This is a genomic window from Massilia sp. BKSP1R2A-1, assembly GCF_050586525.1.
In the GTDB taxonomy this organism is placed as follows: domain Bacteria; phylum Pseudomonadota; class Gammaproteobacteria; order Burkholderiales; family Burkholderiaceae_D; genus Telluria.
This window is the reverse complement of sequence record NZ_JBOBRE010000005.1, coordinates 328,389-343,373: the sequence shown is the minus strand read 5'-3', so window position 1 is coordinate 343,373 and position 14,985 is coordinate 328,389. Positions and strand designations below refer to the sequence as shown.

The following is a 14,985-nucleotide window of genomic DNA, read 5'->3' as shown; positions in this document are numbered from 1 at the left end:
TGGCTGGCACAGCCGCTTCAAGAACTGGCTCGTGCGCTTCAAGGGCGTGGCCAGCCGATACCTGGCGAACTATTCCGGGTGGCAGCGCTTACTGGACGCGCAAGCGTTGCGTACACCAGTGCAGTGGCTATGTGCTGCGATACGACAGGCGTAGTGAAGGCAGCTGCGAAAGTCTAATTAACGCGAACACAGCCACTCATTTTGCCGACTGCCCGTCGCGCAGCCAGCCAAACAGCACCGCCATCATGAACGGACCCACGAAAAGCCCGATCACGCCCAGGGTCGACACGCCGCCCAGCAGGCCGAACAGCACCGCGAGGAAGGGCAGGTTGACCCGGTGTCCGATCAGCTTCGGACGGATGAACTTGTCGACCATGAACAGCTCTACCGCGCCCCAGGTGAACAGGCCCAGGGCCGCGCCCGGATTGCCCTGGCCGAGCAGCAACAGCGAGACCATGGTGAAGGACAGCGGTGCGCCACCCGGGATCAGGGCCAGGTAGCCGGTGAGGACGCCCAGCAGTGCCGGCGCCGGCGCGCCCGCGATGGCGTAGGCCACGCCCAACACGATGCCTTCCAGTACGGCGATCGAGCACAGTCCGAGGGCCGTGCCGCGCACCGACAGCGGCAGGATGGCGCGCAGCCTGCCGTAGTGATTGGGGAGCAGGCGCGCGCCGGCGCCGTCCACGTAGCGCACCACGGTGGGGCCGTGCAGGTAGAGGATGAACAGGGTCAGCAGGGTGAGGAAGAGGTAGAGGGCATTGGCCAGGATGGCCGAGCCCCACAGGCGCGCGGCGCCGGTGAGCTGGGGCATCACGTCGCCCAGCGTGGTCTGGATCAGCGCGTTCAGGCCGCCCGGGACGGCGAGATGCTCCTCCCACCACGCGACGACGCGTTCCGCGACCACCGGCAGCGAAGACAGCCAGCCTGGCGGCGCGATGCCGACTTCGTTGAGGCGGGCCAGCAGATGCTGCAGGCCGACCAGCTCGTTGCCCAGGGCCTTGACCAGCAGCAGCGAGGGCCCGAAGAAACCGACGATCAGCAGCAACAGCATCACGCTGGCGCTGGCCATGCGCGGCAGGCCGCGCGCCTGCATGCGCTCGTGCAGCGGCCAGGTGATCACGGCCAGCAGGCCGGCCCAGGCGAGGGAACCGATGAAATGCTGCAGCAGCAGCCCGAGGGCGATGGCGAAGGCCACCGGCAGTACATAGGAAGAAGCGCGCATCCTGGACCGGTCCTCGTTCAGCCGCGCTGGGGCGCAGCGTCAGGACGGCGGGGAGCAGGTGCGGCGGGGTGGATGAGGCGCTTCATGGTCCATTACCTTATTCGATGATCGCAAGCGACGGCAGTATTGCCGTATTTTACGATGGGAAAGAATAAAGCATCTGAGCCATTCGGGAAAAGCGTAGTTTCCCGAAAGTTTTCTTCTGAAAAATGGAAGAAGCGAAAACAGCTTCCCGCCCCACGCGTGGTGGGGCGGGAAGGCGGCATCAGCCGTGCAGGTCGTCGTCCTTGAGGGTGCCGTTGACGTAGAGGCGCAGCAGGATGGCGACCGGCGGCGGGATCATGACTCCCGTTTCGAAGCGGCTGCCGCTGGACTGGGTGACGCCGAAGCGGCTCCAGAACTTTTCCTGGCTCTCGCGCTTGCGGATGCGCAGGCGGCGCAGCTCGTGCGGCGCGGCCGGCCAGCCGGCGTTCTGCGCGGTCATCTCCGGCGCCAGATCCATGCCCAGTTCTCCATCCATCATCTTGCCCGCCATGTCGTACTTCCCTTCGTTCACACGTTTCGTTACCGGCTTGCGGCCGGCTATCTGCCCGAGTTCCGCACCGAGGCCTTGATCGTAATCGGAAAGGTGGGTCCCAAGGCTCACGAAAAATCACAGTTGCCCGCTTTTTGACAATACATCTTGTGGGATGGCCCTCCCGGCGGGCGGCGGACCCGGCGCCGGCAATCTCGGGTATGATCCGTTCGTTTCTTTCTGACACTAGTTTCACTGGATGAATACCAAGCCTGAACCGGGCGGCGCCGTGCTGGCGCGCGCCGTCAACCTCGTCAACTGCGGCATCGTGGTGCTCGACGCCGCCCAGGAGATCGTCCTGTGGAATGGCTGGATGGTGCCGCGTTCGGGCTATTCGGCGGCGCGGGTGCAGGGGCGGCCGCTCGTTGACGTCTTCCCGGAACTGCGCGGCTCGCGCGTGGAGGGCGCGGTGCTGGCGGCCCTGACCGACAACATTTCAGCGACCGTCCCCGCTTCCCAGGGCCGCTCGCCGTTTCCCCTGCGCGAGGCGGGCAGCTTCGACGGCGCCCGCATCGACCAGGCGGTCGCCGTGATCCCGTTCAGCGAAGACGGGGAGCGCTACTGCCTGGTCGAGATCCGCGACGTCAGCAACGCGGTCGACCGCGAACGGCGCCTGCTCGACCACGCCGAGTCGCTGCGCGCACGTTCCTACGTGGACGGCCTGACCGGCATCGCCAACCGCCGCCATTTCGACGTGGCGCTCGACCGCGAGCTGCGGCGCGCCCAGCGCAACGGCGGCGCGCTGTCGCTGCTCTTGATGGACATCGACTCCTTCAAGGCCTACAACGACCATTTCGGCCACCAGGAGGGCGACGCCTGCCTGACGACCGTCGCCCAGGCCCTGGCCGCCATGCTCAAGCGCCCGGCCGACGTCGCGGCGCGCTACGGCGGCGAGGAGTTCGCGGCGATCCTGCCCGACACCACACTCGAACAGGCCCGCGCCCACGCCAACGCGATCCGCGCCCACGTCGCCTCGCTGAACCTGCCGCATGCGCCGGCCGCGGTGCGTCCCTACGTGACCCTGAGTATCGGTGTGGCGGCATTCGACAAGGACGGCCTGGTTGAGCCGGCCGCACTGATCGAAGCGGCCGACAAGGCCCTGTACGCGGCCAAGCGCGGCGGCCGTGACCGGGTCGTGGGGCACGGCGACCCTGCGTGACAGTGACCGGGGCCTTCAGCCGTCCGCTGAAGTCAGATGCTGATCACTATCCTCTTCACCCTACGAAGCACCATTGAGCCGGTCGGCATTGTCCACCGCAGTTACCGTGTGGCGCCGGCGCCTCACGGCGCCCGCCGGTAGATCTGGCTCGTGTAGAATTGCCACCAGGAAAGCCCGCCTGACTCGGTCGCGGTTCTGGTGCCATGACCCGGCAGAATCGATAGCGCCCGCAGCCAGCCGCCTCATGTACACTCGGCGTGCCAGGTTGCCGTTGCGCTGGTGCGGACAAGAATGGAAACGCGATTCCCACTCCTATGCTGATCGGCCATTACGAATCCTCGCTGGTGCTCCTCTCGATCCTGGTCGCGATGTTCGCCTCCTATACGACGCTGAGCCTGGCCATGCGCGTCAAGGCGACCCAGGGCCTGGCGCCGCACGCCTGGATGGCCGGCGGTGCCTTCGCCATGGGCAGCGGCATCTGGGCCATGCACTTCATCGGCATGCTGGCCTTTCGCCTGCCGATTCCGCTCGCCTACGACCCGGCGATCACCTTCGTTTCCTGGCTGCTGCCGGTGATGGTGTCCGGCCTGGCCCTGTGGCAGGTGCGGCACCGCGAGATCGCCGGACGCCACCTGGCCTGGGGCGCGCTCCTGATGGGCCTGGGCATCAATGCCATGCACTACACCGGCATGGCCGGCATGCGCATGGATCCGGCCATTAGCTACGACCCCTGGCTGTTCCTGGCCTCGGTGGCAATCGCCATCGGGGCAGCGGCCGGCGCGCTGTGGATCGCCTTCCGCCTCAACGAAAACCTGCTGCATCCGCGCCTGCTGCAGCTGGGCGCGGCCGTGGTCATGGGCGGCGCCATCGCCGGCATGCACTATACCGGCATGGCCGCCGCGCACTTCAAGGCGGGCAGCGTGTGCCGCGCGGCGGCCGGCGGCGTCGACCAGGACCACCTGGCGATCCTGGTGGCGGTGGCCACCTGCGCGGTGCTGACAATCGCCCTGCTGGCGGCGATCTTCGACACCCGCCTGGAGATGCGCAACCGTACCCTGGCCGCCTCGCTGGAGACCGCCGCCGAACGCCAGGCCCTCTACCTGCGCGAACAGAAGGCGCGCGTGGAGGCCGAGAATATCAGCCAGCTCAAGGACGAATTCCTGGCCACGCTCTCGCACGAGCTGCGCACCCCGCTCAATGCGATGCTGGGCTGGTCCCAGCTGCTGCTGCAGGGCGCGCGCGACGAGGCCATGCTGCGGCGCGGCCTGGAAACCATCGAACGCAATGCGCGCGCCCAGTCGCAGCTGATCGAGGACATGCTCGACATGAGCCGCCTGATGGCCGGCAAGGTGCGGGTCGAGGTGCGCGCGGTGACGCCGTCCGAGTTCGTCAACGCGGCCCTCGAGACGGCGCGCCCGGCGGCCATGGGCAAGGGCATCCACCTGTCCGCCGAAGTCGACTACGACGCCGGTCCCGTGCTGGGCGATCCGGCCCGCATGCAGCAGGTGATGACGAACCTGGTGTCGAACGCGATCAAGTTCACCGACGGCGGCGGCAAGGTCCTGGTCAGCGTGCGCCGCGAAGGCGGCGAGGTGGCGATCGACGTCGCCGACTCCGGCGCCGGCATCGATCCGGAATTCCTTCCCTTCGTGTTCGACCGCTTCCGCCAGGCCGATTCCTCGTCCTCGCGCCGCCACGGCGGCCTGGGCCTGGGCCTGTCGATCGCGCGCCAGCTGGTCGAGCTGCAGGGCGGCACGATCACCGTCGCCAGCCCCGGTGTGGGGCGCGGCGCGACCTTCACCCTGCACCTGCCGATCCAGCAGGTCCAGGAAACCGATCCGCAAGGAGCCGCAGCCATGCCGGCACCCGCCACGTCGGCCGTGTCCGGAGACGCGGACGGGGCAGGCGGCGAGCTGGACGGCCTGACGGTGCTGGTGGTGGAAGACGAAAACGATTCGCTGGAACTGGTGCAGCAGGTGCTGTCGGAAACAGGCGCACGCATCGTCACGGCCACCAGCGGCGAGCAGGCGCTGCGGGCGATGGCGGGCGACAGGCCGGACATCCTGATCAGCGATATCGGCATGCCCACGATGGATGGCTTCGAGCTGATTCGCCGCGTGCGCGGCCTGAGCGACAGGCAGCTGGCCGGCATGCCGGCAATCGCACTGACCGCCTTCTCGCGGCGCGAAGACCAGCAGCGCGCGCTGGAGGCGGGCTTCGACGAGTTCATGGCCAAGCCGCTGCGTCCGGCCGCGCTGCTGCAGGCGGTGGTGGCCATCGCGCGGCGCCGCGCGCCGCTGGATACCTGAAAAAGGCGCGCGGCCCGGCCGGGTGGTTTACTACGCCGGCTGCCAGTACATGTCGGGCAGCACCATCTGCAGCCGCAGGCCGGGTTCGGCATTGCCGGCGCCCGGCGCTGCGGGCGCCAGGTCCTCGACGATGAAGCCGCGGTTGCGACCCGCTTCCTTGCCCTTGTAGAGGGCGCGGTCGGCCAGGGCGATCGCCTGTTCCCAGCCGAGCGTCGCATTCGACACCAGCGGCAGCGAGACCGCGCCCGCGGTGGCGCTGACCCGCAGCGTGGTGCCGTCTTCCAGCACCACCGGTGCGGCCGCGATCGCGTTCAGGATGCGCTGCACCAGCAACGGACGCTGGGCCTGCGTCACGCCTTGCGAGTACACCAGGAATTCCTCGCCGCCCCAGCGCAGCACCATGTCCGATTCGCGCACCGCCTCGTTCAGGCGGCGGCCCACCTCGACCAGCACTGCGTCGCCGGCGGCATGGCCGTACTGGTCGTTGATGCGCTTGAAGTGGTCGATGTCGAGCAGGGTGAAGCAGTCGCCCGACGGCGCGTCGGTGTCGCGCATGCGGTCGACGAAGGAACGACGGTTGTACAGGCCGGTGAGCGGATCGTGGGCCGAATGGTAGGCCAGTTCCGCGTTCAGCTCCGCCAGGCGGCGGCTGGTCGCCTGCGATTTCCGGTACAGCGCGAACACTACCGCCGCCAGGCCGAAGGCAAGCAGGGCGCCGGCCGTCGCCAGCCAGGAACGCAGCTTGCGGTTGCGGATCTCGGCGTCCTTGGCGGCATTCTCGTGGCGCAGGCGCTCGATCTGGGCCGCGCGCTGCTTGGCATTGAACTGTTCCTGCAAGGCCGCAAACGCCTTGTCCCGGCGCTCCACGGCGAGCGACTCCTGGATCTTCTCGCGTTCGCGCACCGCCTGCAGCGCCTGCCGGTACAGGCCGGCCTTCTCCAGGGCGGCGGCCTGCTCGTCGAGGAGGGCGGAGACGGTCGGCATGGCGCCGGCCTTGCGCAGGTCGGCGGCGACGCGCTCGATGTAGACCGTCCCCTCCTGCATCTTGCCCTGTCCGAACAGGGCGAAGCCCAGGTTGGCCCAGGCCATCTGGATCACGCTCTGGTCCTGCACTTCCTCGGCGATCGGGATCGATGCGCGCGCGGCGCGCTCGGCCTCGACGTAGCGGTGCTCCTTCAGCCAGGCGTCGGCAATATTGCCAAGAATATTTCCTTGCAACGAGCGCAGCTCGTGCCGGCGCGCCAGCTCCAGCGCCCGGTTGAAGGCGCCATGCGCTTGCGGCAGTTGCTCCAGCGCGACGTAGGCGCGTCCGTCCATGAAGTGCATCGCCGCTTCGACCCGCGGCGTCATCGCGTCCTCACCCTTGCGCTCGGCGCGCGCCTCGCGATAGGCGGCGGTGGTTTCCAGGGCTTTTCCGGCGTTGCCGCCATTCACATAGAGGCGCGCCAGCGCCAGGCGCACGTCCGCTTCGCGCGGGCTCCACAGGTCCGGATGGCGTTGCACCAGTTCGAGGCCGCGCAAATAGTGGCTGAGGGCGCGGTCGTGCTGCCCCATGATGTTGTAGATTGCACCGTAGGCGATTTCGGCATTGGTATCGAACTCGGCGCTGCGCAGCAGGCGGTGCTGGCCGACCAGGGTCTCCAGCAGCGCCATGGCGGCGGCCGGATCGTTGTCGTTGAGGCGCTTGTGCACGCGGCCAAGGGTGGCGAGCGCCAGGTTGACGGGGTCGCGGTGCGCCGTGGCCAGCGCGATCATGCGCTCGTCGACCGCATACGCGTCGCGCATCTGGCCGGCGTCATTGTGCGAGCGGCGCAGCAGCCGCAGGTAGGAAATCAGGACAGGGTAGGGGGTATCCGCGCCGAACCTGGCGCCTTCCTGGAGCAGCAGGCTGCGCGCCTTCGCATTGTTGCGTTCCGCCATCTGGCCGAGTTCGCGCAGGCGCAGTTCGGCCGATACCGCGCCGCCCGTCTCGGGGAGCCCCCCGGCGGCGCCGGCCGCCGGCCACGCGCAAGCCAGCGCCAGCGAGAGCGCCAGCGGGGCGACCTTGCTCAGGGACCGGGAACCTGGTGTGGCGGGCAGTGGAGGGCGCATGGTATGGGCCGGCGGAAGCAAGGGTGGGCAGCGGAAGCGCCGCGGCACGTTGCAGCGGAATGCTGTCACGCGGACGATTATGTTCTGTTGATTTACGGAAATCAAGCAATAGGGAAACTGCTTGGGTCTTGACGTCACTGCGGCGCAACGGCGTGGTTTTTTGATTAAAACAAGGGAATTATTCGACTTTCATCACTTTACTTTGATTCCAAACAACTTTCTGGTGATAATGTTACACCCGCACATGAGCCGGCAGGCGCGGCCAGGCCGGTTCCAGTCTGGCAGGTGGCCCACAGGTCGGCTGCCGGCGGCACACAACAGCGCCCACGAGACGCGGAAGCCATACTATTTTTGATTGGAGAACCAGCAGTGAGTCTTTTCAGAACCAAAAACCTCGACACGATGGTAGCGGCGGCCCAGAAGCCGGGCGGCCTCAAGAAAGTACTGGGCCCGTTCGACCTCGTCCTCATGGGCATCGGCGCCATCATCGGTACCGGGATCTTCGTGCTCACCGGCACGGGCGCGGTGACCGCCGGCCCGGCCCTGACCCTCTCCTTCGTCGTCGCCGCCCTGGCGTGCGGCTTCGCCGCGCTGTGCTATGCCGAATTCGCCTCCAGCGTGCCGGTCGCCGGCTCGATCTATACCTACAGCTACTTCACCCTGGGCGAGCTGGTCGCCTGGATGATCGGCTGGGACCTGCTGCTCGAATACGGCCTGGCAACCTCGACGGTCGCGGTGGGCTGGTCGGGCTATTTCCAGTCGCTGCTCAAGGGCATCGGCGTGGTGCTGCCGGAAGCGCTGCGCGCGGCCCCGGGCGCCCAGCCCGGCGTGGCCACGATGTTCAACCTGCCGGCCTTCCTGATCATGATCTTCCTGACCTGGATCCTGTCGATGGGCGTGCGTGAATCGGCCCGCCTGAACAACATCATGGTCATCATCAAGACCGGCGTCGTGATCCTCTTCATCGTGGTCGGCGTCAATTACGTCAAGCCTGAAAACTGGACTCCCTTCATGCCGTTCGGCTTCGGCAGCGTGATGAGCGCCGCCGCCCTGGTGTTCTTCGCCTTCATCGGCTTCGACGCCGTCACCTCGGCCGCCGAGGAAGTCAAGAACCCGTCCAAGGACCTCCCGATCGGCATCATCGGCTCGCTGGCCGTCTGCACCGTGCTCTACGTGATCGTCGCCGCCATCATGACCGGCATCGTGCCTTTCCCGAACTTCAAGGGCGTCGACCACCCGGTCTCGCTGGCCCTGCAATACGCCGGCCAGGACTGGGTCGCCGGCTTCGTCGACCTGGCCGCGATCCTGGGCATGAGCACCGTGATGCTGGTGATGGCCTACGGCCAGACCCGCATCCTGTTTGCCATGTCGCGCGACGGGCTGCTGCCGGCCAAGCTGTCGGAAGTGCATCCGAAATACGGCACCCCGTACTTCGCCACCTGGATGGTCGGCATCGTGTTCGGCCTGATCGCCGCCGTGGTCCCGCTGGACGTGCTGGCCGAGCTGGTCAACATCGGCACCCTGGCCGCCTTCTCGCTGGTCTCGGTGGCCGTGATCATCCTGCGCAAGAAGCGTCCGGACCTGCACCGCGCCTTCCGCTGCCCGGGCGTGCCGGTGATCCCGGCCCTGGCCGTGATCTTCTGCCTGGCCCTGATGTCCTTCCTGAGCTGGCACACCTGGGTGGCCTTCATCATCTGGCTGGCGATCGGCCTGGTGGTGTACTTCATGTATGCCCGCCAGCGCTCGCTGCTGAACAATCCGCAGGCTTGAACGCCAACTAGCGCTGCCTGAGGCAGCGGCCTGACCCGGCGCCCGCCCCTTGCAAAGGGGGCGGGCGCTGTCGTTTCATGGCCAGCATGGTAAGCTTGGGCTCCCATCGGATACGGAGAGTTTTCCATGAGCGCCATCGTGCTCGGCAAGGGCGATGCCCTCCTGATCGTCGACCTGCAGAACGACTTCCTGCCGGGCGGCAGCCTGGGCGTGCCCCGGGGCGATCTCGTCATCGACCCGATCAACACGCTCATTGCGCTGTACGCCAGCCGCGGCCTGCCGGTCTATGCTTCGCGCGACTGGCACCCGAACGACCATTGCTCCTTCGCCGCCCAGGGCGGGCCGTGGCCGCCGCACTGCGTGGCCGACACCCCGGGCGCCGCGTTCTCCGGGCTGCTTTCGCTCCCGCAGGACGCCATCGTCATCTCGAAGGCCGCCACCTCGCACGAGGACGCATATTCCGCCTTCAATGGCACGGGCCTCGCGCGCAGCATGCTCGCCGACGGCGTCAAGCGCGTGACCGTGTGCGGCCTGGCCACCGACTACTGCGTCCTGAACACCGTTCTCGACGGCATCGACGCCGGCTTCGAGATCCTGCTGGCCCTCGAGGGCACGCGCGCGGTCGAGGTCACGCCGGGCGACGGCGACCGGGCGATCGCGCGCATGCTCTCGCACGGCGCGGTGCCGGTGCGGCTGTCCGGCGGCGGCCTGGTGGGCGACCTGTCGCTGGGCGCGCTGCCGTGATCGGGAAGTTAAAAGAGATGCAAGCCCTGGGCTGTCCAGGTTTTGTAACTTTGTAATCCCTTTCTTACATCCTCTCAGCGCGCGAGCCGATTTTCGGGCAATAGCCCAGTCCGGATAATGTTGCTTATCGTCCCAGGACGCCAACAACAGAAACCGAGATACATGAATTCGATGCTGTTAGCCGACGCAAGCGCGGCCACCGCCGCCAGCGACGCCACCGCAGGCCCGTCCGCCAACCGCGAGCGCGCCAAGCGACTGTATTTCTCGCTGTATGACGCGCCACAATCCCACCTCGACGAGGCCCGCGCTTACGTCGCCGACCAGGTCGCGGCCGTGCAGGCCATGCCCGCCGACCTGCCATCCACGCTTGCCGCACTGCCGGCCTGGGTCCAGGAGTGCACCGAGGCCGTCGGCGCCCAGTACCGCGACTACCTGGCCGCACGCAAGAACGGCGCGCCACGCCGCTATTTCTCCTGCCGGGCCCATGCGCTCTACTTCATCAAGGCGGTCGCGCCGACCAAGCTGGTCGACGGCGCCTGGCTGTACGGCCTGCTCCGGCACTGGGATCACCCGGCCTATCACGAGCTGATCAAGACCTACCTGGAAGAGCTGGGCGAGGGCGCGCCAAGCAAAAATCACGTCACCATCTACCGCAAGCTGCTGGCGACCCACGGCTGCGAGGGCTGGGAAAACCTGGACGAGCACCACTTCGTGCAGGGCGCGATCCAGCTGGCCCTGGGCCACGATGCCGACCACTTCCTGCCGGAAGTCATCGGCTACAACCTCGGCTACGAGCAGCTGCCGCTGCACCTCCTGATCACGTCCTACGAGCTCAACGAGTTCGGCATCGATCCCTACTACTTCACCCTGCACGTCACGGTCGACAATGCCGCCAGCGGCCACGCCCAGAAGGCGGTGCAGGCGCTCGCCGGGCTGATGCCGCGCGTGGGCGACCGCGAGGCCTTCTACCGGCGCGTGCTGGACGGCTATCGCCTGAACGAGCTGGGCGCCAGCACCACCTCGGTGATCGCCGAGTTCGACCTGCAGGCGGAACTCGTGAACATCTTCGCCGCCAAGAGCAGCGTCGGCAAGAACATGCACTCGGATTACTGCCGCGTCGCGGGCCGCTCGGTCAACGACTGGCTGACGGAGCCGGCGCGCATTCCGGACTTCCTGGCAGCGCTGGAAAAGGCCGGCTGGATCAAGCGCGGCGAAGAGGTCGAGCACAGCCGCTTCTGGCGCCTGGTGCATGGCGAGAAGGCCGAGATGTTCGGCGTCTTCAGCGCCTACGAGCAGCAGGTGCTGCGTGACTGGATCACCTCGAAACCGGACGGCAGCCAGCTCGACGGCGCCCGCAGCATGACCTGGCGCGCGCGCCAGCGCACCCTGGACAACCTCGGCCAGCATGCGGACCGCAGCGCCGACTTCCCGGAGCGCGGCCTGATCCGCCGTCATCCGCGCCTGGAGTCGCAGGACAACGAGCTGCGCCTGCTGGAAGAGCAGGTGGCGGCATGCGGCAGCAAGCAGGAAGCGATGGAGCTGCTGGGCGGCCTGATGTCGCCCGAGATCCACCATACGGCGGTAGGCCTGATGGCCACCCGCATGTACACGCGGCTGTTCGACGCCTGACCAGGCTGGACGCAAAAAGCTTTCCCGTGTCCCGGCCGCGCGCCGGGACACGTCCACAATCACGACAAGGATCTATTCGTGCAAATCCTGGAACAACGCTTCCTGCGCGGACCGAACGTCCACGCCGACTCACCCTGCCTGCTCAGTGTGATCGACCTGCAAGACCTGTATGGACGCTCTTCGAAAGACCTCCCCGGCTTCAATGAGGCCCTGCTGCAGGCGCTGCCGTCGCTGCACGGCCAGCTCCTGCCGAGCGGCCAGCGCGGCGGCTTCGCCCAGCGCCTGCGCGAAGGCACCTACCTCGGCCGCGTGATCGAGCAGGTGACGCTCGACCTGCAGACCCTGGCCGGCAGCCCCGCGAGCTATGGCCGCACCCGTCCCGTGATCGGCCAACCGGGCCAGTTCCGCATCGTGGTCGCCTACCAGTCCGAGAAGCTGGTGCAGCCCGCCTTCGAGCTGGCCGTCGACCTGGTCACGGCGCTCGCCCATGGCGAGGCCTTCGACCTGGCGCCGCACCTCGATGAACTGCGTTCGATCGCGGCCCGCTATGCCATCGGCACCAGTACCGCGGCGGTGCTGGCCGCCGCCCACGAGCGCGGCATCCCGACCCAGCGCATCACCGAGGACGCCAATCTCTTCCTGCTCGGCTGGGGTGCGAAACAGAAGCGTTTGCAGGCGACCACGACCGGCGACACCAGCTTCATCGCGGTGAAGATCGCCAGCGACAAGCAGCTCACCAAGGCCCTGCTCGAGGAAGCGGGCGTGCCGGTGCCGGAAGGCTCGGTCGTCACGAAAGTCGAGGAAGCCCAGCGCGCCGCGGCGCGCCTGAAGGCCCCGTGTACCGTCAAGCCCCTCGACGGCAACCAGGGCAAGGGCGTGACGGTCGACTGCCGCACGCCGGAGGACGTCGCGCGCGCCTTCGCGTTTGCCCGCGAATACGGCCGAAAAATCATCGTCGAACGCCATGTGGAAGGGCGCGACTACCGCGTGCTGGTGGCGTGCGGCGAGGTCGCCGCGGCTTCCTGCCGCCGCCCGGCCCACGTGGTGGGCGACGGGGTCTCGACGGTGCGCGCATTGGTCGAGCGCGAGAACGAAAATCCGGCGCGCGGCGCCGGCCACACCAACATCCTCACCAGGATCGCCCTCGACGACCATGCGGCGGACATGCTGCGCAAGCAGGGCTTCGAATTCGACAGCGTGCTGCCGGTCGGCGTGGTGGCCGAGCTGCGCGGCAATGCGAACCTGTCCACCGGCGGGACTGCCGAAGACGTGACGGACCTGCTGCCGGAATCGACGCGCCTGCTGTGCGTGCGCGCGGCCGCCAAGATCGGCCTGGACGTGGCCGGCATCGACATCGTCTGCCGCGACATCGCGCTGCCGCTCGACGTCCAGCGCGGAGCCGTCATCGAGGTCAACGCGGCCCCCGGCATTCGCATGCACCAGTATCCGAGCAGTGGCGACGCGCGCGACGCGGGCGACGCCATCGTGCAGGGCCTGATGGGTGATTCGGACGGGCGCATCCCGACCATCGCCGTCACCGGCACCAATGGCAAGACCACCACGACCCTGCTGATCGCGCACACCGTGCGCATGGCCGGCAAGGTGACCGGCGTCACCACCACCGAAGGCGTGTTCATCGACGGCAAGCAGGTGGCGAAGGGCGACTGCACCGGCTACTGGTCGGCGCGCACCGTGCTCGGCTCGCCCGACGTGGAGTTCGCGGTGCTGGAAACGGCGCGCGGCGGCATCCTCAAGCGCGGCCTGGCCTTCGATCGCTGCGACGTGGGCGTGGTGCTGAATATCGCGGCCGACCACCTGGGCCTGGACGGCGTCGACACCGTCGAAGACCTGGCGCAGGTGAAGGCCGTGATCGCGCAGTCGGCCTCGAAAGTGGCGGTGCTCAATGCCGCGGATCCGCTGTGCGTGGCGATGTCGCGCCGCGTGAAGCCCGAGGCCGAAGTGGTGTACTTTTCGATGGATCCGGAGAATCCGGTCTTCCTGCAGCACCTGGAAGACGGCGGACGCGGCGTCTACCTGCAGGACAATGCGGTGGTGGTCGCCGACGGCCACCTGCACCAGGAGCTGGTGCGCGTGGAGAGCATGCCGGTCGCCTTCGGCGGGCGGGCGCGCTTCAACATCGCCAACAGCCTGGCCGCCGCCGCCGCGCTGATGGCATCGGGCTTCAGTAACCTGCAGATCGCCACCGGACTGTCGACCTTCGTGTCCAACGGCCGCACCAATCCGCTGCGCACGAATATGTTCGACATCCGCGGCGTGACCGTGATCGTCGATTATGCCCACAATCCGGCGGCCTACAAGGCGATGGCGGAAATGGCGCGGGCGCTGCTGCCGGGCCAGCTGGTCGGCATCGTCACCGCACCGGGCGACCGCCGCGACGAAGACCTGCTGGAAGTGGGCCGGGTCTGCGGCGAGCGCTTCGATGAGCTGGTGGTGTACGAGTCGCAGAGCCGCGGGCGTGAGATCGGCGAGGCCGTCGACCTGATCCTCGAGGGCGCCGAGGAGGCGGCCGGCATCAGCGACACCCTGCACCGCGTGATCGAGGTGGGCGAGGCGATCCGCCACGGACTGTCGCTGTGCCGTCCGGGCGACGTGCTGGTGTTCGCATGCGGCTCGTCGCTGCAGGTCTTCGTGGACGCGCTGCGGGTCAACGATCCGGAAAGCGCGGACCTGGTGGCGGGGCAGGTCTGAAGACCGTCCCTTCAAACGACAAAGCGGCCCGCGGGCCGCTTTGCTTTTGATCGGACGAGAAGCTCGGTGTGCTAGGGTGGGCAATCCTTTGCCCACGCGTTTAAATGGCAGTGGCGTCGCGTGGTCGCATCCATGAGTTGAACGCGTGGGCGGAGGACCGCCCACCCTACGAAAAGCTGTCCTTCAACTCAGAAGAAGAACTTCAGGGCCAGGGTCCAGACGTCTTCCTTGGCGCCGGTGTCCTTCTTCTTGCCGAAGCGTTCGTATTCGGCCGTGATGGCGGTGTTCGGCGTGACGGAATACTGCAGCCCGAAGGCGCCATAGGCGCCCGTGTCGGACTTCCTGGTCGCCGGCGCGGCGGGCAGCACGATCTCGCGACGGCTCCTGGCCACGCCAAGCTTGCCGTAGACCGACAGCCTGTCGCTCAGGGGAAGCGTCGGCTTGACCGCGATGTACATGCCGTAGCCCTTCTTGAAGTCCACGCCGCCGGCCTCGATGGCCAGCTTGTTGGTGAATTCGTAGCCGCCGAAGAGTTTCGGGCTGGCCTTGCTGCCGCCGCCGCTGTAGTCGACCAGGCCGACGCCCAGGCCTGCATAGGCCTGCGGTGCGCCGGGACGGTTCTCGGCCTCCGGGCCGGCCGCGTAAGCAAGCCCGGCGAGTACATAAGCCGGCAACAGGACAGCCAACCATTTCCGCATGCGTCTTCCTTCCAATCCTTCAGAAAGCTGAATTTCGAATCGGCAAGGTAACAGCTGAGCAGGAGGAAGGAAATATCAAT

The 14,985-nt window shown here is 67.4% G+C and carries 10 protein-coding genes; 6 read left to right on the top strand and 4 right to left on the bottom strand.

Annotated features, from left to right (window positions below; genetic code table 11):
* Positions 1-196: 196 nt before the first annotated feature.
* Positions 197-1,222: an AI-2E family transporter gene (locus ACQ7JA_RS10725; RefSeq protein ID WP_430897409.1), complete on the bottom strand. Its 1,026-nt coding sequence runs from the start codon at positions 1,220-1,222 to the stop codon at positions 197-199.
* A 265-nt stretch (positions 1,223-1,487) separates the two neighbouring features.
* A complete protein-coding gene (locus ACQ7JA_RS10720; protein ID WP_430897420.1) occupies positions 1,488-1,706 on the bottom strand; it encodes a helix-turn-helix domain-containing protein in 219 nt (72 codons plus the stop codon).
* A gap of 289 nt (positions 1,707-1,995) precedes the next feature.
* On the opposite strand from ACQ7JA_RS10720, the gene ACQ7JA_RS10715 reads away from it, so the two are divergent.
* Together ACQ7JA_RS10715 and ACQ7JA_RS10710 are read left to right on the top strand one after the other, a co-directional pair.
* A complete protein-coding gene (locus ACQ7JA_RS10715; protein WP_430897407.1) occupies positions 1,996-2,955 on the top strand; it encodes a diguanylate cyclase domain-containing protein in 960 nt (319 codons plus the stop codon).
* 314 nt (positions 2,956-3,269) lie between these two features.
* Positions 3,270-5,264 (top strand): MHYT domain-containing protein, encoded by a 1,995-nt coding sequence (locus ACQ7JA_RS10710; protein ID WP_430897405.1) that lies wholly within the window; start codon positions 3,270-3,272, stop codon positions 5,262-5,264.
* A gap of 30 nt (positions 5,265-5,294) precedes the next feature.
* Here the strand turns inward: ACQ7JA_RS10710 and ACQ7JA_RS10705 are convergent, their stop codons facing one another.
* Positions 5,295-7,355, bottom strand: coding sequence for a diguanylate cyclase (locus ACQ7JA_RS10705; RefSeq protein WP_430897403.1), 2,061 nt, complete (start codon positions 7,353-7,355; stop codon positions 5,295-5,297).
* 369 nt (positions 7,356-7,724) lie between these two features.
* Between ACQ7JA_RS10705 and ACQ7JA_RS10700 the strand changes: the two genes are divergently transcribed.
* From ACQ7JA_RS10700 to cphA, 4 genes are all read left to right on the top strand, one after another.
* Positions 7,725-9,125 carry an amino acid transporter gene (locus ACQ7JA_RS10700; RefSeq protein ID WP_430897401.1) on the top strand — a complete coding sequence of 467 codons (1,401 nt, stop codon included), beginning with the start codon at positions 7,725-7,727 and terminating at the stop codon, positions 9,123-9,125.
* Positions 9,126-9,251: 126 nt separating this feature from the next.
* On the top strand, positions 9,252-9,869 hold the full coding sequence (locus ACQ7JA_RS10695) for an isochorismatase family protein (protein ID WP_430897399.1): 618 nt from the start codon (positions 9,252-9,254) through the stop codon (positions 9,867-9,869).
* Between the two features lie 162 nt (positions 9,870-10,031).
* A complete protein-coding gene (locus tag ACQ7JA_RS10690; protein ID WP_430897397.1) occupies positions 10,032-11,498 on the top strand; it encodes an iron-containing redox enzyme family protein in 1,467 nt (488 codons plus the stop codon).
* 78 nt (positions 11,499-11,576) lie between these two features.
* Positions 11,577-14,207, top strand: a complete 2,631-nt coding sequence (gene cphA, locus ACQ7JA_RS10685) for a cyanophycin synthetase (RefSeq protein ID WP_430897381.1) — start codon at positions 11,577-11,579, stop codon at positions 14,205-14,207.
* 188 nt (positions 14,208-14,395) lie between these two features.
* On the opposite strand, the gene ACQ7JA_RS10680 is transcribed toward cphA, so the two are convergent.
* A complete protein-coding gene (locus ACQ7JA_RS10680; protein ID WP_430897379.1) occupies positions 14,396-14,905 on the bottom strand; it encodes a porin family protein in 510 nt (169 codons plus the stop codon).
* Positions 14,906-14,985 lie beyond the last annotated feature (80 nt).